General features: G+C 72.2%; 4 protein-coding genes. All 4 read right to left on the bottom strand.

The genetic code is table 11. The features are described from left to right. Window positions 1–5: 5 nt before the first annotated feature. Genes QSK25_RS35365 through QSK25_RS35380 form a run of 4 tightly spaced genes read right to left on the bottom strand, consistent with a single transcriptional unit; the run spans window position 6 to window position 23548 of the window. On the bottom strand, window positions 6–1244 hold the full coding sequence (locus QSK25_RS35365; protein ID WP_285644834.1) for an MFS transporter: 1239 nt from the start codon (window positions 1242–1244) through the stop codon (window positions 6–8). Continuing rightward, complete coding sequence (locus tag QSK25_RS35370; protein WP_285644836.1) at window positions 1241–2392, bottom strand: serine hydrolase domain-containing protein; 1152 nt, start codon at window positions 2390–2392, stop codon at window positions 1241–1243. The genes QSK25_RS35365 and QSK25_RS35370 overlap by 4 nt, the downstream gene beginning before the upstream one ends. Continuing rightward, a complete protein-coding gene (locus QSK25_RS35375; protein WP_285644842.1) occupies window positions 2389–14322 on the bottom strand; it encodes a non-ribosomal peptide synthetase in 11934 nt (3977 codons plus the stop codon). Before QSK25_RS35375 ends, QSK25_RS35370 begins: the two co-directional genes overlap by 4 nt. A gap of 1 nt (window position 14323) precedes the next feature. Continuing rightward, the gene (locus QSK25_RS35380) at window positions 14324–23548 is read right to left on the bottom strand and encodes a non-ribosomal peptide synthetase (protein ID WP_285644844.1); all 9225 of its coding nucleotides are present in this window, start codon (window positions 23546–23548) and stop codon (window positions 14324–14326) included. Window positions 23549–23603: the final 55 nt, after the last annotated feature.

Here is a 23603-nt window from a genome sequence, read left to right on the forward strand (position 1 = left end):
GGTGTTCACGAGCTCCTTTGACGGGTGGTGGGTGCCGGAAAACGGCGGAGAGTGGGGCTGAGGGTGGCGCCGACGGCGATGACCGCGGCCACGGCCGCGCACGCCAGCAGGCCGGTCTTGCCGTCGCCCGCGCCGGCGAGCGCACCGCCGGCGATCGGGCCGATCGCGCCCGCGAGCCCGGCGAAGAGGCCGACGAGGCCGCTGAGCCGTCCGCGCAGCTCGTCGGCCGTGACGGACATCTGGTAGGTCATCACCGTCGTGACGGTGACGGGCATGAAGAACGCGATCAGGCCGAGCACGGCGCCGAGCAGGATCCCGCCGGGCGTGAACGCCATGACGAGGATCAGTGCGGCGGCGAGCCAGGAGAAGCCGATGATGATCACGGACGCGGGCAGCGCGGCGTGCAGCCTGGCGGCGACCGCGGCCCCGATCAGGCCACCGGCGCCGAAGCAGGCCATCATCAGGCCGATCTCGCCGGGACCGACCTGGTCCTCGCCGGAGACGGCCAGCACGATGACGACCAGCGCGCTGAACACCAGCTGCACCAACGCGACCCAGACCAGGGTCGTCCGGATGGGACGGTGCTGCCAGACCCAGCGGAGGCCGACCGGCTCGCCCTCGTCGTCCTCCAGCGCGGGGGCCTTGCCCTTGGGCAGCCGGAGGGTCAGCAACGCGATCGTGGACACGACGAGCATCACCGCGTTCAGGGCGAACGGCAGCATGTGGTCGATCGTGAAGAGCACGCCGCTGAGCACCGGCCCGGCGAGGTTCGCGATGTACGGCCGGGCGGTGTTGCGGGCCACGGCCTGGGAGAGCTGGTCGGGTGCGACGACGCTCGGCAGTGCCGCGTCCTCGGCGGGCCCGAACACCGACACGAGCAGGCCGTCGATCGCAGCCACGACAAGGATGTGCGGCAACGAGTAGGCGTCGAAGTACAGCGCGAGCGCCACGCTGCCCATCGCGACGGCGCGCAGCACCTCGCAGACGACCATGACGATCTTGCGGTCGAACCGGTCGGCGAGGTACCCGGCCGGGATCGAGCCCGCCAGCAGCGCCACGGCCATGACCGTGGCGACGAGGCCGATCTCCACGGCCGAGCGCGTCGTGGCGAGGATCAGCAACGGGAAGCCGATCAACGCGAGTTCGCTGCCGAGCTCGGAGACGAGCCTGCTCGTCCACAGGACGTTGTAGTCGCGGTTGCGGGACAACGGGACGACCCGCACCGCGCTGTCGGTCGCGGTCACAGAGCTGTTCCTTCGTCTTGGGCGGGCCGGGCGGTCCGGCCACCGAGCTGGAGCAGGCGTCCCGGCAGGAAACGCCCTGGCGTGGCAGGACTTCCGGGCACGGTGAAGGTCAGGTCGGCGTGGCAGGTGACGGTGGTCGCCGGGCCGCCGTCGATCGACAGGCCGAGCCGTTCGCCGTCATGGGTGACGTCGACCAGCGCGTCGCCGTTGGCGTACCGGCCGGTGAGCGCTTCCGCCTGGGAGGCCGAGGCTTCCGGCGCCGTGGAAGTCGGCCGGTGGTCGCCGACGGGGACGCCGTCCGAGCGCAGTTCGTCGACGAGGTCCTGCCACAGCGCCGATCCGCCGGCCGAGTCGGTGGTCAGCGCGACCACCGTGTCACCGTCGAAGCGGAGGTGGCAGGACGTGCCGTCGCCGGTGCCGTCGTGGCCTGACCAGGTCTGCCCGTAGACCGCCCAGCCGAGGCCCCAGCCGTCGGCGAGGCCGTACGGGCCCGCGCGGTGCCCGGCCAGGTGGTCGTGGCTCATGGCGGCGTCGTGGTTCAGCGCGAACGTGACCAGGTCCCGCGCGCTCAGCGCGAGCCCGCCCGCCGGTGCCTCCAGTTCGGGCAACGACTGGCCGGCGATGACCCTCGTGCCGCTGTGGCCCGGCACCGCCCTGCGCTCGGTCCTCCCGGTGACGAACGCCGGGGTGATCCTGAGCGGCCACAACAGGATCGACTCGACCGCGTCCTGCCAGTTCACGCCGGTGACGTCCTCGACCAGGTGCCCGGCCAGGACGTACCCCGCGTTGGAGTACGAGAACAGCTCGCCGGGCCGGTGCACGAGGTCGTCCGGGCCCTGCCGGGCGGCCCAGCGGCGGCGCGAGACCGTTGCCTGCTCGACGTTCGCCGCGAGGCCCGAGGTGTGGGTGAGCAGCTGGCGCGGGGTCACCGGCAGCTTGGGCAGCGGCTCGTCCAGGTCGAGGTCACCGTCGTCGGCCAGGGTCAGCACGAGGGCCGCGGTGAACGGCTTCGTCAGCGATCCCAGCGGGAACGCCGCGTCCGGTCCGACCCCGACGTTGGCTTCAGTCGATTCGCCGCCGTGTCTGACGACGAGCTGCGCTGACGGCACGTCGTGCTTGCGCGCCAACCGTTCCAGGAGGTCGTTCATCGCGCGGCCTCCGCGATCGCCCGGAGTGCGGCCAGGTGGTGGTCCGCGACCCGGCGGACGGTCTGCTCGTCGTGCACGTCCGCCGAGTACAGCCACTCGAACGCCAGCACGCCGTCGCTGACCGCGCCGACGACCTCCAGCGCGTGGCTGCGCCGCTCGGCCGGGTGCCTCGGGGCACCGACCGGGTCGTGGAAGCTCTGGTACAGCGGGCTTTCCGCGCTGCCCGCACCGGCCTGGCCGTGGTAGTTGAAGAGCACCCCGGCGTGGGCGCGATCCGGGAGAGTGCCCGGCTCGGCCAGGTACCGCAGGGCTCCGTACGACAGGCCGTCGTCCGGCACCGCACGCAGCTGGCGGCGGATGTTCTTGATCAGCGACGGCCAGTCCTCGTCGGGCACCCGCAACGCGACCGGGTAGATCGCGGTGAACCAGCCGACGGTCCTGGACAGATCGATGTCGTCGAACAACTCCTCGCGGCCGTGGCCCTCGAGGTCGACGACGACGCCGTCCTCACCGGTCCACCTGGTCAGCGCCCAGGCGAGGCCCGCCAGCAGGACGTCGTTGACCCGCGTGCGGAACGCCCCCGGTGCGAGGGTCAGCAGGGCGCTGGTGTCCTCCCGGGTGAGGGAGAACTCGACGCTCCTGGTCGACGCCTCGACGTCCGGGCCCTGGCCGTCGACCGGCAACGGTGCGGCCGGCGGGAGCGCCAGCCAGTGCTCCCGGTCGAAGCCGTCGTGCGCGGCGAGCGCGTCGACCCAGTCGCCGGCCGGGGAAGTCCTGGCGCCGAGCCGGATCTCCCCGGTGCGCGCCTGCTCGTACGCCGACTCGACGTCCTCGACGAGGATGCGCCACGACACCGTGTCCACCACGAGGTGATGGGCGGTGACGAACAGCATCGGGCGGCGGTCCGGACCGAGGTCGAAGAGCAGGGCGCGCAGCAGCGGACCCGTGGCCAGGTCGAAGCTCGCGTCCAGTTCCGAGGCGTGCTTGTCGATCTCGGCACGCACGTCCTGGTCAGTGGTCGTGTGCTTGGCCAGCACGTCGACGGTCGCGGGTGGTGCGTAGACCTGGCGCCACTGGCCGTTCTCGTGGGTGAACCTGGCGCGCAACGCGTCGTGGTGCGCGATCACCGCGTCCAGCGCCCTGCGCAGGGCCTCTTCGTCGACGTCCTCGTGGAGTTCGGCGAGGAACGACTGGGTGAAGTGGTGCGGTGCGACGGGGTTGCCTTCCAGGAACTCGCGTTGCACCGGCGTCAACGGCACCTCGCCGACGACCGGTTCGCCGTGGCCGCGTTGTGTCGCCGGTTGGGCGACGGCGGCCAGTTCGCCGAGCGTCTGGTGCAGGAACAACTCCCGGGACGAGAGCTGCAACCCGGCCTGGCGAGCCCGGTGGACGAGCTGGATGCCGAGGATCGAGTCACCGCCCAGCTCGAAGAAGTTGTGACCGGTGCCGACGCTGGCGACGCCGAGCACGTCCGCCCAGATGGCCGCCAGTGTTTGCTCGGCCTCGGTTTCCGGGGCGAGGTAAGGGGTTCCGGTGGTGTCGTCGAGGTCGGGTGCGGGCAGTGCGCGCCGATCGGTCTTGCCGCTCTGGGTGAGCGGCAGTTCGGCGAGCACGGTGAGGGTGGCGGGCACGGCGTGCGCGGGCAGCACCTGCGCGAGGTGCCGGCGCAGGTCGGCCAGGTCGACCTCGCCCACGACGTAGCCGTGCAGGCGGACGGCGCCGTTGTCGGACCGGGTGGTCGCGGCGGCGCTGCGCACCCGGGCGTGGCCGGCCAGCGCCTGTTCGACGTCACCGAGTTCGACGCGGTGGCCGCGGATCTTGACCTGGTCGTCGGTGCGGGCGAGGAACTCCAGCACGCCGTCCGGCAGCCACCGCGCGGCGTCGCCCGTGCGGTACATGCGCGGGCCGTCCCAGTGCGGGTCGGTGCGGAACGGGTCGGGCACGAAGGCGTGTTCAGTGCGGTCGGGGCGGTTGAGGTAGCCGCGGCCGACACCGGCGCTGCCGATGTGCAGTTCGCCGGTGACGCCGACGGGCACCGGGCGTCCGTGCCGGTCGAGCAGGTAGATGCCGGTGTTGGCCAGCGGCGTGCCGATCGGCACGTACGGGCCGGTGCCGATCGGGTCGCGCGACACCTCGTGCAGCGTCGCGTCGACGGTGTTCTCCGTGGCGCCGTAGGCGTTCACGACGATCGTCCCGGGAGCGACGCGGTCGAGCAGTTCGGCGCACTCGCCGACGTGCCAGGCCTCCGAACCGACCGCGAGGACCCTCAGGTGTTCCGCTCGTTCGCCGCGGCTCGCCAGTTCGCGGGCGATCGCGGTGGCGAGCACCGGGACCGTCACGAACAGCTCGGCCCTGGTCGCCTTGAGGAGGTCGACCAGCGCGGGCGGGTCGGTGACGAGGTCCGCCGGGCAGATCTCCATCGTGCCGCCGAACAACGTCGACCAGACGAAGTCGGAGAAGAACAGGTCGACGCCGAACCCCGACACGGACAGGCAACTCGGCCGCGTGCCCGTCAGGCCGTACCGGTGGTCCCACACGCGGGCCAGGTGGTGCACGTTGCGGTGCTCCACCATGACGCCCTTGGGCTTGCCGGTGGAGCCGGAGGTGTAGATGACGTAGGCGAGGTCTTCCGGCGTCACATCGGTGTCCGGCGCGGTGTCCGGGTGTCCGTCCACAACGGACCGGTCCAGTTCCACGACGTGCCTCGCGGTGAGACCGTGCTCCGCCGCCAGGCCGTCACCGGAGATCAGCACTTCGGCGCCCGCGTCGTCGAGCATGTCCTGGAGCAGCTTGGCCGGGTAGCCGGGTTCGAGCGGCACGAACGCCGCGCCCGCCTTGAGCACGGCGAGCAACGCCACCACGGCGTCGGCGTTCCGGTCGGCGCAGACGCCGACGAGCGAGCCGGTCGTGACTCCCTTGCCCCGCAGGTGGTGCGCGAGCTTGTTGGCCCTGGTGCGGAGTTCGGCGAACGTCAGGCTGTCGTCGCCGCACCGGACCGCGACGCCGTCCGGGTGCTCGTAGGCGATCGCGTCGAACAGGTCGTGCAGCAGCTCCGGCGGACCGAAGTCGACGGTCGGGCCGCCCCACTCCGTGATCATCCGGTGGTGTTCCTCGGCGGTGACGAGCGGGAGTTCGCGCATCGGCCGGTTCGGCGCCTCGACCGCGTTCTCCAGCACCAGCAGCAGGTGCCGGCCGAGGCGCGCGATCGTGGCCGCGTCGAACAGGCCGGTGCTGTAGCTGATCCGGCCGAGGAGCCTGCCGTTGCGTTCGGTGAAGTCGAGGCTGAGGTCGTGGCTCGCGTCGCCGCCGTCGAACTCGACCTCCTCGGCGTGCAGGCCCGCCAGTTCCAGCCGGTGCGCGGGCGTGCTGTCCAGCACGACCATGACCTCGACCAGCGGGTTCCTGCTGGGATCGCGTTCGGGCCTGAGGGCGTCCACGATGCGTTCGAACGGCAGGTCGCCGTGCTCGAACGCCTCCAGCGCCGTGCCGCGGACGTTGCGCAGGAAGTCGGCGAACGACAGTTCCTCGTCCACATCGGACCGGATGGCCACGGTGTTGATGAAGCAGCCGACCAGGCCCTCTAGTTCGGCCCGGTCGCGGCCCGCCGTGGCCGTGCCGACCACGACGTCGCGCTGCCCGCAGTACCGGGCCAGCAGGACCTGGACCGCCGCCACCAGGGCGTGGAACAACGTCGCTTCCTGCCCGCGCGCCAGCGACCGGAGCCGACCGAGCAGGTCGGCGTCGACCTCGAACGACCAGGCGGCGCCGTCGGACGTGCGCACCGGCGGGCGCGGGCGGTCGGTCGGCAGGTCGAGCGAGGTGACGCCGGCCAGCTGACGGCGCCAGTGGTCGATCTGCGCCTCGCCGTCGAGCCGCGCCCGCTGCCACACCGCGTAGTCCACGTAGGACAGGGGGAGTTCCGGCAGTTCCGCCCGCTGGTTCCGGACGGCGGCGGTGTAGCAGGTGCTCAGCTCCTGCACCAGCACGCCCATCGACCAGCCGTCGGTGATGATGTGGTGCATCGTGAGCACCAGGACGTCCCCGGCCAGCACCGTGCGGGCGAGCGGCCCGGTGCGCAGGTCGAACGGCCGGGTCATCTCCTGCCTCAGCCGGTGCTGGAGGTCGCCGGTCTCGACGATCTCCAGCGGTACCTCGCCGTGCGCGTGCACGACCTGCACCGCGCGTTCGTCCACGTAGTCGAACGTCGTGCGCAACGCCTCGTGCCGTTCGACGAGCGTCGCCAACGCGGCCTGGAGGGCCTCGACGTCGAGGTCACCGCGCAACCGGACGGCGAACAGCACGTTGTACTCGGCGGTGCCGGGCGCGAACTCGTCCAGGAACCACAACCGTTGCTGGGAGAACGACAGCGGCGCCTGCTGCGGCCGTGGCACGAGCCGCGGGATCCGCTCGACCTCACCCGGCCGCACCGCTTCGGCGAGCGCCCGCACGGTCGGCGTGTCGAACAGCTGCCGCGGCGAGACGTCGGCGCCCAGCGCGGACCGCAGCCGGGACGCCACCTGGATGCTCAGGATCGAGTCGCCGCCGAGTTCGAAGAAGTCGTCGTCGGCACCGACCCGGCCGACCCGCAGCACCTCCTGCCAGACCTCCGCGACCGCGCGTTCGGCGGCCGTGCCCGGCGCGACGTACGGCCGTTGCTCCTGCTCGGGCTCCGGCAACGCACGGCGGTCGAGCTTCCCGTTGCGAGTCAGCGGGATCTCGGGGACGACCACGAACGCGGCCGGAACCATGTGTGCCGGCAACCGATCCCGCGCGTGGTCCCGCAGGTCGCCGATCACCGGCGCACCTGTCACGTACGCCACGAGCCTCTTGCCGCCACCGTCCTCACGGGCGACGACTGCCGCCTCCGCGACGTCGGGGTGCGCGACCAGCACGGCCTCGACCTCGCCGGGTTCGATGCGGAACCCGCGGATCTTGACCTGCTGGTCGGACCGCCCGAGGTACTCCAACTCCCCCGCGCGGGTCCACTTCGCGACGTCACCGGTGCGGTACATGCGGCTGCCGTCCGTACCGAACGGGTCCGCGACGAACCGGCCGGCGGTCAGGGCGGGCTGGTTCAGGTACCCGTCGGCGAGTCCCGCCCCGGCCACGTACATCTCGCCGGGAACGCCCACCGGCACCGGCTCCAGCCGTTCGTCCAGCACGTAGACGCGCAGGTCCGGGATCGGCACACCGATCACGCCGCCGGTCGTGTCCGCCGTCAGTCCGGCGTACGTGACGTGCACCGTCGTCTCGGTGATGCCGTACATGTTGACCAGGCGGCTGCCGGGGTGCCTGGCGTACCAGTCGGTGAGGCGACGCGGTTCGAGCGCCTCGCCGCCGAACACCACGTACCGCAGGGAGAGCTCGCGGCCCGGGTTCTCCGCGTCGGCGCGCATCAGCTGGTAGAAGGCCGACGGGGTCTGGTTGAGGACGGTGACGCGTTCGGTCTCCAGCAAACGCAGGAAGTCCTGCGGGGTGCGGGAGACGGCGTGCGGCACCACGACCAGGCGGCCGCCGTGCAGCAGCGGGCCCCACAGCTCCCAGACGGAGAAGTCGAAGGCGTAGGAGTGGAAGAGGGTCCAGACGTCGTTCTCGTCGAACGCGAACCACGGGTCGGTGGAGGTGAAGAGGCGGACGACGTTGGAGTGCGGGACGACGACGCCCTTGGGGCGGCCGGTCGAGCCGGAGGTGTAGATGACGTAGGCGGGATCGGCCGGGGTGAGCGGGGCGTGGTCGAGATCGGCGTCGGACCGATCGGTGGCCGCGACCGGCACCACCGGGACTCCGGCAGCGGCCGTCACCTCGGTCGTCTCCGCTGCGACGACCACCACCGGCTTCGCGTCCTCCAGGACCTCGCGAATCCGCTGCTCCGGGTAGTCGGGGTCGATCGGCACGTAGGCCGCCCCCGCCTTCAGCACCGCCAGCACGGCGACCACCAGCTCGGCCGACCGCGGCAGCACCAGGGCCACGAACTCCCCGGGCCCGGCCCCCTCCGCCACCAACCGCCGAGCGAGCCGGTTGGCCGCAGCGTTCAGCTCGGCGTACGTCAGCGAAGCCGCGCCATCCGTGATCGCCACCGCGTCCGGCACCGCCCGCACCCGAGCCTCGAACAGCTCCGGCAGCGTCGAGGCCACCGACGAGGTCTCACGGCCGTTCCACTCGACCAGCAGCCGGGTGCGTTCGCGCTCGTCCAGTGACGGCAGCGCCGACCCGCTCACGAACGCCGCCAGCACGGCGGCCAGGTGCCGTGCCACGGCCTCGACGGTCTCGGCGTCGAACAGGTCGGGGTCGTAGTTCAGGAAGAGGTGCAGCGAGTCGCTGAGGTGCGCGGTCAACGCCAGCGGGAAGTTGGTCTGCTCGTCGCCGGTGTACTCGCGGACGGTGATGCCGTTGCGCGACGCCGCCGCCTCGTCGTACGGGTAGTTCTCGAAGACGACGATGCTGTCGAACAGGTTGACGCCGCTCGGGACCTCGCTCCAGCCCTGGATCTGGCCGGGCGAGACGTACTCGTACTGGCGCGACTCGGCGACGGTGTCCTGCAACGCCCGCAGCCACGCGGCGCCGACGTCGGTGACGTCCACGCGGACCGGGATCGTGGTGATGAACAGGCCGAGCACGTCCCCGGCACCGGCCAGGTCTTCCGGGCGGCCGGAGACCGTCGCGCCGAAGCAGACGTCGGTCTCGCCGCTGTAGCGCGCCAGCAACGCCGCCCACGCGCCCTGGACCAGGGTGTTCGGCGTCAGCCGGGCCTCGCGGCTGAAGTGCAGCAGCTCGTCGGTCAGGCCGGGAGGCAGGCCGACCTCGAGGCGGCCCGAGGTGCGGGACCGGTGCGCGCCGGCGGGGGCGCGGTCGAACGGCAGCGGGGTCGGGGCGGTCAGGCCGGACACCACGCCGCGCCAGTGCTCCTCGGCGGCGGGGAGGTCCTGCTCCGCCAGCCAGGCCACGTAGTCGCGGAACGGGCGGCGTGGCGCGGCGGTACCGGTGGCGTACTGCTCGAACACGTCGGACAGCACGCCGGCGAAGCTCCAGCCGTCGAGCAGGACGTGGTGCGAGAACCAGAAGACCTTGACCCGCGTGTCGGTCAGCCGCAGGAACGCCAGCCACATCAGCGGGGCCGTGCCGAGGTCGAGCGAACGGGCGGAGTGCTCGTCCCACAACTCCTGGACGCGCACATCCCGTTCGGTGGCAGGCAACGCACGCAGGTCGTGGTGCTCCATCGGCACGCGGAGTCCGGGTGCGCGCACGATCTGCAGCGGCTCGGGCACGTCCTGCCAGACGACCTCGGTGCGCAGCACGGGAGTCCGGTCGACCACGCGTTGCCACGCCTCGGCCAGCGCGGCCGGATCCACGTCGTCGAGCAGCATGCCGAACCGGCTGAGGTAGACGTCGGACTCGGCACCGGCCAGCGAGTGGAACAGGATGCCGCGCTGCACGGACGTCAGCGGATAGATGTCCTCCACCGCACGGCCGGCGGTCAGAGAATCCACAGTGGACTGCGACAGCGACACCAGCGGGAAGTCCGACGGCGTCCAGCCACCCGACCCCGGCAGCGCGCAGTGCTCGACGATGCCCGTCAGAGCACGCACGAACTCGTCGGCCAAGGCACGCACGGCCGGTTCGTCGTGCACGTTGGCCGAGTACGTCCAGCGGAACTCCAGGCGGTTGTCCCGCACGACACCGGTGACGTCGAGCAGGCACGGCCGCACCTGCTCTGGCGCGCGGTCGCTGCCGGGCGCGTCGAGCCACGCCCCGAAGAGGCCACCGGACTCGACGTCGAACCGGCCGAGGTAGTTGAACGAGACGGCGGGCCAGGCGCCGCCCAGGTCGTGATCACCGAGGTAGCGCAGGGCGCTGTAACCGAAGCCGCGCGAAGGCACGGCGCGGAGCTGTTCCTTGACGGACTTGAGGACCGTGCCCCAGTCCGCACCGGCGGGCGTCAGCGTGACCGGGTAGAGCGTGGTGAACCAGCCGACGGTCCGGCTGACGTCCACGCCGTCGAAGAGGTCCTCGCGACCGTGGCCCTCCAGCAGCACCCGCACCGAGGAGCCCTGCTCGGCGAGCACCGAAGCGAGTGCGCTCAGCAGCACGTCGTCGACCTGCGTCCGGTACACCGGCGGCACGTCCCGCAGCAGCGCCGACGTCAAGGCCTCGGACAGCCGGACGGTCACCTCGCGCTCGGACTCGACCGTGTTGTTCTCCGCGACCTCGGCGGAGCCCTGCGAGGCCGCACGCCAGTGGTCGAGCTCGGCGTCGAACGCACCGGCCGCCACGGCGTCCCGCACCCGGCGCGCCCACTCGCCGTAGGAGGTGGACCTGGGGCCGAGCTCAAGGCCGCGATAGGCGCGTTCGAGGTCGGCGAGCAGCACGCGCCACGACACGGCGTCGACCACGAGGTGGTGGATGACGACGAAAAACCGCCGCCCGTCCACGAGTGCCGCCCGCAGCAGCGGCCCGTCGGTCAGGCTGAGACCGGACCGGGCCTCCTCGACGGTGGACGCCAGCACGACCTGCTCGCCGGACGTGTACCGCTGCGTGCCGTCCGCGAACCGCAACCGCAGGGCGTCGTGGTGGTCCACGACCGCCTGCACCGCCGCGCGCAACCGTTCGGGGTCGACGTGTTCGGTCAGTTCCAAGTAGACGGACTGCGTCGCGTGCTCGGGCGAGGAAGTGGTCTCCTCGAAGAAGTTGAGCTGGATCGGGGTGAGCGGAGCCTCGCCCTCGGCCGCGTCCGGCACGACCACGGACTCGGCGGCACCGGCCCGCGCGGCCAGCTCGCCGATGGTCTGGTGCAGGAACATCTGCTTCGACGTGAGCAGCAGCCCGGCCTCGCGTGCCTGCGCCACCACCTGCAACCCCAGGATCGAGTCGCCGCCGAGGTCGAAGAAGTTGTGCGCCGTGCCCAGTTCCGCCGGGTCCAGCCCGAGCACCCGCGCCCAGATCTCGACGAGCGCCACCTCCGCGTCCGTCACCGCGGCCACGAGACCGGCCTGACGATCGGCCTTCTCCGGCTCGGGCAACGCGCGGTGGTCGGTCTTGCCGCTCGCGGTCTCCGGCAACGCGGAGAGCACGGTGATGGTGGACGGCAACGCGGGCGCCGGCAGCAGGTCGGCGAGGTGCGCCCGCAGGTCGGCGACCGCGATCTCAGCACCCAGAACGACATAGGCGTCGATGCGCGTCCGGCCGGAGACCCGTGCGACGACAGCGGCCGCGCGCACCGCCGGGTGTTCACCGAGGACGTGCTCGACCTGCCCGGGCTCGACCCGGTACCCGTTGACCTTCACCTGCTGGTCGGTGCGCCCGAGGTAGGTCAGCACCCCGTCGGCCCGCCGCACGAGGTCGCCGGTGCGGTACATGCGGTCCCCACTGAACGGGTCGTGCACGAACCGTTCCGCGGTCAGCTCGGCGCGGTCGAGGTAGCCACGCGCAACACCAGGCCCACCGAGATGCAGCTCGCCAGGAACCCCGTCGGGCACCACGCGCCCGTGGGGATCGAGCACGTAGGTCAGGGTGTTGGGCAACGGCCGCCCGATCGGCACGAACGGCCCGGCCCCCACGCCTTCCGCCAGCGGGAACGCGGTGCTGTCCACGGTCGCCTCGGTGACCCCGTAAGCGTTGACCACGACGGTCGACGGCGACAGCCGGCCGAGCAGCTCGGCGCAGTCGTGCACCAGCCAGCCCTCGGACCCGACCGCGAGCAGCCGCAGCCCGTCCAGCCGGAGGTCACGGGCGACGAGCTCACGCGTGATCGTCCGCGCCACCGACGGAACCGTGGCCAGCACGTCGGCCCCGCTGGACCCGATCAACGCGACCAACGCGCGCGGGTCGCCCAGCACGTCCTGCGGGCACATGATCAGCGTGCCGCCGAACACCAGCGACAGCAGCACGTCGCCGACGAACAGGTCCACCGACGGGTTCGACACGGACAGGCAGCGCGGCGGTCGCACGTCGAACCCGTACCGCGCGTTCCAGGCGTGCGCGGTGTGGAAGCAGTTGCCGTGTTCGACCAGAACACCCTTGGGCGTGCCGGTGGAACCGGAGGTGTAGATGACGTAGGCGAGATCGTCCGCCGACACCGCGACGGCCGGCGGTTCCGCCGAGCCCTGCCACTCGTCAGCGTCGACGCGCACGACCCGTGCGCCGACCTCCGGCAGCCGGGAGGCCACCGAGGAGTCGGTGATCAGCACCGGCGTCCCGGTCAGCAGCTGGGCGAGCAACCCGCTGGGGTGGGCGGGATCCAGCGGCACGAACGCCGCTCCTGCCTTCAGCACCGCGAGCAGCGAGACCACGATGTCGACGCCGCGCGGCAGGCACAACGCGACCAGAGACCCCTTGCCCACCCCGAGATCGGCGAGGTGGCGGGCGAGCTGCGCACTCCTGGTCCGCAGCTCGCCGTACGTCAGCTCCTCGTTCCCGGACCGCACGGCAACGACGTCCGGAGCAGCGTCGATCAGCTCGTGCACCGGCCGCGGCACGCCGAAGTCGACGACCTCACCACGTCCGGTCCCGAGCACGCGCTCCAGCTCGGCGGCGGGCAGCAACGGCAGTTCCCGCATCGGCACCGCTGGCCGGTCCGCCACGCTCTCCAGCACGAACGCGAGCCCGGCGGCCATCGCGTCCACGGTGGACGCGTCGAACAGGTCGGTGCTGTACTCCAGGAACCCGACGAGCCCGGCCGGACCCTCGTGGAAGTCGATCGTCACGTCGAGGCTCGTCGCGAGCGCGGGCGGGCGGACCTCGGAGATCTCCAGGCCCGGTGCTCCCGGCAAGCCGGCCGGGGCGTTCTGCAGGTTCACCATCACCTGCACCAGCGGCGGCCGCGACGGGTCGCGTTCCGGCCGCAACGCCTCGACGACGGACTGGAACGGCACCTCGTCGTGCGCCAACGCGTCGGCGACGGTCAGCCGGACCGAGTCGAGGAACTCGCTGAACGTCCGCGACTCGTCCACTGTGGACCGCACCACGACGGTGTTCACGAAGAACCCGACCAGGTGCTCCAGTTCGTCGCGGTTGCGGCCGGACGTCACCGTGCCCACTGCGATGTCGGACTGTCGGGCGTACCGCGAGAACAGCAGCTGGGAGGCGGCCATGAGCACCATGAACAGCGTGGCGCCGTTCAGCTTCGCCACGGCCCGCAACGCCTGTGCGACGTCGTCCGCGATCTCGAACCGGTGCACCGCGCCCGCGGAAGTGCGAACGGCGGGACGCGGCCGGTCCGCCGGCAGGTCGAGCGGAGGCAGTTCGGCGAGCTTCGTGCGCCAGTGGTCGAGCTGCGACTTCAGCGCGTCCGAGCGCAGCCGTTCCTGCTGCCAGGCGGCGAAGTCCGCGTACCGGATGGGCAACGGGGGCAGCTCGCCGCCCGCGTAGGCCGTGGTCAGCTCGTTCAGCAGGACGCCGGTGGACCAGCCGTCGCTGACGATGTGGTGCATGCCGAGCACCAGCACGTGCTCCGCGGCGCTGATCCGGACCAGGCTCACCCGGCACAACGGCCCGGTGCGCAGGTCGAACGGCGTCGTCACCTCGGCGAGCAGCACGCGGTCGAGGTCGCCGTCCACCTCGACGACCGGCACCGAGGACGCCGGGTGCACGACCTGCCGCACCTGGCCGTCGACCGAGGTGAACGTCGTGCGCAGCGACTCGTGCCGCGCCACCACCAGGTCCAGCGCGCCGCGCAGCGCGGCCACGTCCAGCGCACCGGTCAGCCGCAGCACCAGCGGGGCGTTGTACTCGACGCCCTCCGGTTCGAACTCGTGGAAGAACCACAACCGTTGCTGCGCGGCGGAGGCGGGCAGCACGTCACCCTGCACGGCCGGGATGCGGTCGACCGGCGCGGCACCGCCGGCCAGCGTGCGCCGGGCGATCTCGCGCAGGTGCTCCGGCAGCGACGCGATCCGCTTTTCCTGTTCGGGCGTCAGGCCCATCTCGTCCCCCACGTCAGTTCGCGCCGAGCGCGAAGTCGTTCTCCAGCTTCGCGAGCACCAGGTCGACGATCCGTTCCGCGAGCCCGGCCACGGTCGGTGCGTCGAACAGGTCCCGCGGGGACACCTCGACCCCGAACGACCTCCGCACCCGCGAGGTCAGGCGCAGGCTGGTGATCGAGTCACCGCCGAGCGCGAAGAAGTCGTCGTCCGCGCCCACCTCGTCACGGCCGAGCACCTCGGCCCACACCCGGCAGAGCGCTTCCTCGGTCGGGGTGGCCGGTGCCCGGTAGGCCACGGTGATCACGTCGGACCTGGACGGCCGGGGCAACGCCCGGCGGTCGACCTTGCCGTTCGCGGTGAGCGGCAACCGGGGCAGCCGCACGAACGCCGACGGCACCAGGTAGTCCGGCAACGTCTTCGCCAGGTGCCGGCGCAACGTGTCGCCGTCCGGTGCGGTGTCCGGCACCACGTACGCGACGAGTTGCCTGCTGCCCGCCTCGGTCCGCGGCGCGGTGACCACGACCTCGGTGACGGCGGGGTGCCGGATCAGCGTGTTCTCGATCTCGCCCGGTTCCACCCGGAAGCCGCGGATCTTGACCTGGTCGTCGGTGCGCGCCACGAACTCCAGCAGCCCGTCCGGCCGCCACCGCACCAGGTCTCCGGTCCGGTAGAGGCGTTCACCCGCCTCTCCCAACGGGTCCGCGACGAACCGTTCGGCGGTCAGGTCCGGCCTGCCCGCGTACCCACGGGCGAGTCCGGCACCACCGATGTACAACTCCCCCGTCACGCCGACGGGAACCGGTGCGAGCCCGGTGTCGAGGACGTGCAGGCGCACGCCCGGGATCGGCTCGCCCAGCGGGATCGTGCGGTGACCCGAACCGGCCTGCGCCGGGTACAGCGTCACCGCCAGCGTCGACTCCGTCGGGCCGTAGATGTTGATGAACGTGCGTCCGGGCGCCCAGGCCTCGACCAGCTCGACCGGGCAGACGTCGCCGCCGGTGCCGACGCACTCCAGGCCGGAGAGCTCGGCCGGGTCCAGGGCGGCCAGCACGGCCGGCGGCAGCGAGGCGACCGTGACGCGGTCGGTCTTGAGCTGCCGGGCCAGCGCCGCCGGGTCGTGCAGCGCGTCCGGGCCGGACAGCACCAGCGTGGCACCGGCGACGAGGGTGCTGAAGATGTCCTGCACGCCACCGTCGAAGCTCATCGAGCACACCTGGAGGACGCTGCTGTCCGGGGTGAGCCCGTAGCGTTCGTTGATCTCCTGCACGACGTTGAAGAGCGACCTGTGCTCGATCATCACGCCCTTCGGCGTGCCCGTCGAACCGGACGTGAACATCACGTACGCCAGGTCGCGGTCGTCGCCGGCGACCCCGGGATCGGTGTCGGGCAACGCATCCAGGTCCAGGCGGTCCAGCAGCACCACTTCGGCCCCAGCGGACCGCACGGCCTGCCCTTCCAGCGTCAGCAGCACGCGGGGCCTGGTCTCGGCGAGCATCGTGGTGAGCCGCTCGGCCGGGTACTCGGGGTCCAGCGGCACGTAGGCGCCACCGGCCTTGAGCACCGCCAGCACGGCGACGATCAACCGGGTGCTGCGCGGCACCGAGACGCCGACCAGCACGTCCCGGCCGACACCGAGGCCGACCAGGTGGTGCGCGAGCCGGTTGGCCGCCGCGTCCAGTTCGCCGTACGTCGTGGCGTTCCCGTCGTGCACGACCGCGATCGCGTCCGGTGCCTGCGCGCTGATCACCTCGTGCAGGTGGCCGCCGGTCCTGACCGGCCCGGTGCTCGCCCACTCGTGCAGCAACGTCCGCCGCTCGGCCTCGGCGAGCATGGACAGCTCACCGACGCGCCGGCTGCCGGAGGCGACCGCCTCGAACAGCATCCGCAGGTGCCCGGCCATCCGCCGCACGGTCACCTCGTCGAACAACGCGGGGTCGTAGTGCAGCAGCAACGACAGCGCGTCCTCGGGGTAGACGACGACGTTCAGCGGGTAGTTCGTGCCGCTGGTCGAGCCGATGTCCACGATGGACGGACCGTCGGCGGCCTCGACCGGGTAGTTCTCGAACACCACGATGCTGTCGAAGAGGTCTCGGCCGCGCGGCAGTCCCGCCCACTCCACGACCTCCGTCAGCGACACGTGGTCGAACTGCCGCGCCGCCGCCTGCGCCTCCTGCTGGCCGCGCAGCCACGTGACGACGTCGGCGTCCTGGTCGACGCGCACCCGCACCGGCAGGGTGTTGATGAACATGCCGGCGATGAGGTCGGCCCCGGCGAGGTCGGCGGGCCGTCCGGCCACCGTCGCGCCGAAGCACACGTCGGTCTCGCCGCTGTAACGCGACAGCAGCAACGCCCAGACTCCCTGCACGACCGTGTTGATCGTGACCTGCGCCTGCCTGGCCGTCTCGTACACGCGGGCCGTGACGTCCTCGGGCAGCGAGATCCGCAGCCGGGCCGACGAGACCGTGCGGTGCAGGCCGGACTTCGGCCGGTCGAACGGCAGCGGCGTCGCGGCCTCGAACCCGGCCACCGCGTCCTGCCAGTACTCGCGCGCGGCCGACAGGTCCTGCCGGCCCAGCCATTCCACGTAGTCGCGGTACGGGCGCCGCGTCACGGCGACGGGCTCGGCCGCGCACTCCCCGAGCACCTCGGCGAGCACCTGCATGCCGCTCCAGCCGTCGAGCAGCGCGTGGTGGAACGTCCACACCAGACGGACGCGGTCGTCGGTCAGCCGGATGACCGCCACCCTCATCAGCGGCGCCTCGCCGAGGTCGAGGCCCGCCTTGCGGTCCTGGTCGAGGTGGTGCGCGACGGACGCGTCGAGTTCGGCGCCGGACAGGTCGCGCCAGTCCAGCTCGGTCACCGGCACGCGGACGTGCGAGGACACGACCTGGTAGGGCTTCGGCAGGTCCTCCCAGACGAACGCCGTGCGCAGCACCGGCACCCGGTTCGCCACCCGCTGCCACGCCGCGGCCAGCACGGACGTGTCCCGCACGCCGTCGACCACCGCGTTGATCTGCTCGAAGTAAGCGGTGCCGCTGGCGTCCATCAGGCTGTGGAACAGCATGCCGTTCTGCATGGGCGTCAGCGGGTAGACGTCCTCGACGTCCCGCCGCACACCGACGATCTCGTCCACGGTGGACTGGTCGAGGTGCGCCAGCGGGAAGTCGGACGGCGTGCGGCCACCCGTTCCCGGCGTCAGGCAGTGCTCGACGGCGGCGGTCAGCTCGGCGACGAAGTGGCCGGCGAGCTCGGTGATCGTCTCCTCGTCGTGCACGTTCTCCGAGTAGTACCAGCGGAACTCCAGCCGTCCGGCCAGCACCGTGCCGACCACGTCGACGAGGTGCGCCCGCGTGTCACCGTCGTGCTGGTGCAGGCCGATCTCCGACGCCGCCGCGTCGAACTGGCCGAGGTAGTTGAGCACCACCGGCGGGTCCAGCTCCGGCACCCGGCCCGCGTCGCGCAGCACGCCGTAGCCGAGGCCGCGCAACGGAACCGCGCGCAGCTGCTCCTTCACCGACTTCAGCACGACGTCCCACGGACCCTCCGGCTCGACCACGACGGGGTAGCGCGTGGTGAACCAGCCGACCGTGCGGGTGACGTCCAGGTCGTCGAACAGCTCTTCGCGGCCGTGGCCCTCCATGCCGAGCGGCACGCGCCGACGCCCGGTCCACGCCGCCAGCACCCGGCCGAGCGCCGCGACGAGCACGTCGCCGACCTCGGTCCGGTACACCGGCGGCACCTCACGCAGCAGCTTCGCGGTGGTGTCCGCGTCGAGCCCCGCCCGGACGATCCTGGTGCTGCGCACCGAGTTCGGGCCGTCGCGGTCCACGGGCACGGTCGCGTCGACGTCCTGCAACGCAGCCCAGTGCGTCTTCTCCCCGTCGAAGCCGCCGGCCGCGAGGTGCTCGGTCAACCTGCTCGCCCACGCGGCCGGGGAGTCGGTGGTCGCGCCGAGCACGATCCGCTCGCCCCGGCTGACCTGGTCGAGCGCGGTCCGCAGGTCCTCGGTGAGCACCCGCCACGACACGCCGTCGACGGCCAGGTGGTGCACCGCGAGCACCAGCCGCGGCCCCGGCACCAGCACGGCGCCGACGAGCCTGCCCTCGGTGATGTCCGTCGAGGCCGAGGCGAACTCGACGGCGGTGGCCTCGTCACCGGTCGCGAACCGCACGCTCGCGGCGACCTCCTCCTGCCACCACCGGCCGTTCTCCACCCCGAACCGCGTGCGCAGCGCGCCGTGGTGGGCGACGAGCGCCTCGACCGCCCTCCGCACGGCGTCCGGTCCGACGTCCGGCAGGTCCAGCGTCACGTGCTGGTGGAACGGCGCGGTCGGCGTGAACGTCTCGAAGAAGAACCGCTGGATCGGCGTGAGCGGAGCCCTTCCCTCGACCCGGACCGCCTGCGCCGCAACGGGTTCGCCGGTGGCAACGGCTTCCAGGGAGGCGATCGTCGGCCGTTGGAACAGATCGCGGGCGCTCAGCCGCAACCCGGCCTCACGGGCCTTGGACACCACGCGCATCGCGACGATCGAGTCACCGCCGAGCTCGAAGAAGTTGTCCTCGACGCCGACCTGGCCGACGCCGATCGCGTCGGCCCAGATGCCGGCGAGCAGCCGCTGGAGCTCGGTGCGCGGCGCGACGAACCGGTCGGCGCTCGCCTCGGGCTCGGGCAGCGCGGCGTGGTCGACCTTCTCGCGCGAGGTGAGCGGGAACTCCGGCAGCACCACGACCGCCGCCGGGACCATGTACTCCGGCAGCACGCTCCGCACGTGGTCGAGGAGCCGCGCGGGTTCGGGGCTGGGGAGCCGGGCCTGGTCGTGGCCGAGAGCCTGGGCGGGTTCGGGGTCTCGGCCGACCGGCACGACGTACCCGAGCAGCCGCACGCGTCCCTGCGCGTCCTCCCGCGCGATGACGACGGCCGCCGCCACCTCGGGGTGTTCGGCCAGCACGACCTCGACCTCGCCGGGCTCCACCCGGTAGCCGCGGATCTTCACCTGGTTGTCGACGCGGCCGAGGAAGTCGAGCTCGCCGCTGGGCAGCCGGCGCACCAGGTCGCCCGTGCGGTACAGCCGCGCGTCGGGGTCCTGGGCGAACCGGTCCGGCACGAACCGGGTCGCGGTCAGCTCGGGCCGGTTGACGTAGCCGCGCGCGACGCAGACCCCGCCGATGTGCAGTTCGCCGGGCACGCCGACGGGCAGCTGGTTGCCGTGCGGGTCGAGCACGTGCACGGTCGTGTTCGCGACCGGCCCGCCGATCGTCGGCAGCACACCGGGTTCGGCGTGCGGTGCCACCACGGACCCGGTCGCGAGGACGGTCGCCTCGGTCGGGCCGTAGTGGTTGACCATCCGGAACCCGAACCGCGGGCTCGGGCGGCGCCGCAGCACGTCGCCACCCGCGATCACCACGCGCAGGTTCGTGTCCACGTGCTCGAGCTGGTCGAACACGGCGTCCACGCGCGGTGTGATGATCACCGACAGCGTGATGCCCCGCTCCGCGATCCACCGCACCAGCGCGGCCGTGTCGTCGAGCACGTCCTGCGTGGCCACCACGACCGAGGCACCGGCGGTGAGCGCGGGCCAGATCTCCAGCGCGACCGGGTCGAACGCCTGCGCGACCAGGTGCGCCGACCGGTCGTCCGGCGTGACGCCGTAGAAGTCGTGGTACCAGCGGCAGAGGTTGACGAGCGAGCGGTGCTCGACCATCACGCCCTTGGGCCTGCCGGTGCTGCCGGAGGTGTAGACGACGTACGCGACGTCGCCCGCCGTGCTGCGGGTTTCCGGTGCGGTGCCGGGATGTCCGTCGATGGCCGGGTCGTCGATCAGCACGACCTCGGCGTCCACCTCGAACGCGCGCTGGGCCAGCACGACTCGTGCGCCGGTGTCCTCGACGACGAACGCGAGCCGCGCCGCCGGGCTGTCCGGGTCGAGCGGCACGTACGCGCCACCCGCCTTGAGCACCGCGAGCAGCGCGACGACGAAGTCCACACCCCGGTCCAGGCACACGGGCACGGCCACGTCCGGCCCGACCCCGCGCGCGACGAGGTGGTGCGCGATCCGGTTGGCCCGCGCGTCGAGCTCCCCGAACGTCAGGCTCTGCTCGCCGCAGACCACGGCCACCGCGCCGGGATCCTGCCGTGCCACCAGTTCCTGGACCGTCACGTCCAGGTCGTGGTCGGCGGCCGTGTCGTTCCACTCGGCCAACTGCCTGCGCTCGCCCGCCGTCAGCACGGACAGCTCGCCCACCGGCAGGTCGGGTGTGGTGGCGAGCTGGTCCAGCAGCACGTGCAGGTGCCCGGCCATGCGCTCGATCCGTGCGGCGTCGAACAGGTCGGTGTTGTACTCGACCATCACGTCCATGCCGTCGGCGTGCTCGGTGAACTCGACGGTCAGCTCGAAGATCGACGACACGTGCGGCAACGCCTGCCGCTCGACGCGCGCCCCCTCGAACGCCAACGGCTCGTCCGGCGTGTTCTGCAGCACCACCAACGCCTGCACGATCGGCGTCCGGCTCGGGTCGTGCTCGGGCCGCAGCTCGGCGACCACCCGCTCGAACGGCACCTCCTGGTGCGCGAACGCCTCCAGCACCGTCGTCCGGACGTGCCCGAGGAACTCGGTGAACGGCAACGCTGCGTCCACAGTGGACCGCAACGCCAGCGTGTTGATGAAGCAGCCGGCGAGCCGTTCGAACTCGACCCGGTCACGCCCGGACACCACGGTCCCGACGACCACGTCGCGCTGTCCGCTGTAGCGCGCGAACAACACCTGGCAGGCCGCCACGAGCACGGTGAACACCGTGGTGCCGTGGGCTTCCGCGAGCCAGCCGAGCCGGGAGGTCAGGCCGGCCGGCAGCGCGAAGCGGTGCTCGGCACCGGCGGAGGTGCGCACGGCGGGGCGCGGCCGGTCGGTCGGCAGCTGCAACGGCGCGGCACCGTCGAGGGTCCGGCGCCAGTGGTCGAGCGGGCCGGTCAGGGCGGTGTCCGTGAGGGCCTCGCGTTGCCAGAGGGCGAAGTCGGCGTAGCGGGCGGGGAGTGCGTCGACGCGGGCCGGGCGGCGTTCGAGGGCGGCGGCGTAGCGCTCGGTCAGCTCACCGGTGAGGACGCCGGTGGACCAGCCGTCGATGGCGATGTGGTGGACGCCGAGGACGAGGACGTGCTGGTCGTCAGCGACGCGGACGAGGCGGAGGCGCCAGACCGGGCCGTTGACCAGGTCGAACGGGGTGGCAACCTCCTGGTGCAGCAGGCGATCGAGCTCGGAGGGGTCCTCACGGACGTCGGTGAACTCGACGCCGCCGGTCACGTCTCGAACGACCTGGCGCGGTCCCTCGGCCACCGTCGTCCGCAGCGGTTCGTGCGCCTGCACCACTGCACGCCACGCCTGGGCCAAGGCGTCGGTGTCGAGCGGCCCCTCGATCCGGTAGGCGAGGTGGACGTTGCTGTCGACGGCGTCCCGGTCGATCTCGTGCGCGACCCACAGGCGTTCCTGCGGGAACGACAGCGGGAACTCCGACCCCGGTGTGTGGTGCGGTGCCTCGGGAACCGCGGCGGCCGGCCGTACCGCGATCTTCGCCGCCAGCTCCGCCAGCGTCGGCGCGTCGAACAGGTCGGCCACGGTCAGTTCGACCCCGAACCGCGCCAGGATCCTGGCCAGCACCCGGACCGCCAGCAGCGAGTCGCCGCCCAGCGCCGAGAACGCGTCGCCCGCGCCCACCTGGTCGACCGGCAGCACCTCGGCCCAGATCGCCGCCAGCGCGGACTGGATCTCGCCGCTCGGCGCCCGGTGTCCCGACTCCGCGCCGCGGCGGGGTTCCGGCAGGGCGGCCCGGTCCACCTTTCCGTTGGGGGTCAACGGGAACCTGTCGAGCAGCACGAACTCCGACGGCACGAACGGCTCCGGCAGCACGTCGGTCAGCCGGTCGCGCAGCAGCGCCGGGGTGACGGAGCCGATGACGTACGCGACCAGGCGGCCGTCCCGCACCACGACGACCGCGTCCGACACTCCTGGGCAGCGGCGCAACCAGGACTGGGTCTCGCCGGGCTCGACCCGGAAGCCGCGGATCTTGACCTGGTCGTCGGTGCGGCCCAGGAACTCCAGCACGCCGCGTTCCCAGCGCACCAGGTCGCCGGTGCGGTACAGCCGTTCGCCGGACGGTGCCGCGACGAACCGGACCGCGGTCAGGTCGGGGCGGTTCAGGTAGCCGCGCGCCAGGCCGGAGCCGCCGACGTACAACTCGCCGACGTCCGCCGGTCGCAGGGACTCGTCGAGGACGTGCGCGGTCGTGCCGGAGAGCGGCGTGCCGATCGGCACCGGGCCGGACACCTCGGTGACGTGGTGGCAGGCGGTGAACGTCGTGCCCTCGGTCGGGCCGTACCCGTTGACCAGAGCCAACTCCGGGAACTCGGCCAGCACCCGCGCGCAGTGGCTCGGGGAGAGCACGTCACCCCCGGCGAGCAGCAGGCGCAGGCCGCCGAACACCGTCACGTCGGCGTCGACGACCTCGTGGAACATGCCCGCCGTCAGCCAAAGGACGCTCACCTCGGAGCCCGCCAGGAAACGGCCGAGCTCCGCGACCGACACCGGCCCGGACGGGCCGATCGCGAGCCGGCCGCCGTTAGCCAGCGCCGCCCACACCTCGAACGTGGACGCGTCGAACGACGCGGAAGCCAGGTGCGCCACCACGTCCGCGGGTGTCACCGAGGCGTAGGACTGCCCGCGCACCAGCCGCACGATGCCGCGGTGCTCGACCAGCACACCCTTGGGCTGTCCGGTCGAACCGGACGTGTACATGACGTACGCGAGGTCGTCGCCGGACACGGGAACCTCGAGCGGCCCGGCGGGTTGAGCGGCGAGGAGGTCGGCGTCCAGGCAGACGACGTCCGCGGCGAAGGAGATCCGGTCCCGCAGTCCGGCCGACGTCAGCACCAGGGGCGCGGCGGTGTCGGCGAGCATGAACGCGAGGCGGTCGGCCGGGTAGCCGGGGTCGAGCGGCAGGTAGGCGCCACCCGCCTTGAGCACGGCCAGTTCGGCGACGACGAGGTCGACGCCCCGCTCGAAGCACAACGCCGTGACGACACCGGGTCCGACGCCCCGGCCGGCGAGGAAGTGCGCGAGACGGGAGGCGCGGTCGTCCAGTTCGGCGTAGGTGAGGCTCTCGCCGGCCGCGGACACCGCGATCGCTCCGGGCGTGCGCAGAGCCCACTGCTCGAAGAGCTCGTGCACGACCGCGGGCATGACGGTATCCACGCTGCTGCTCCGTTCTGTCGAATCCCCCGAGAAGAAAGACGCGGGCACTGCACGA

The organism is Lentzea sp. NBRC 102530 (assembly GCF_030269365.1).
In the GTDB taxonomy this organism is placed as follows: Bacteria; Actinomycetota; Actinomycetes; order Mycobacteriales; family Pseudonocardiaceae; genus Lentzea.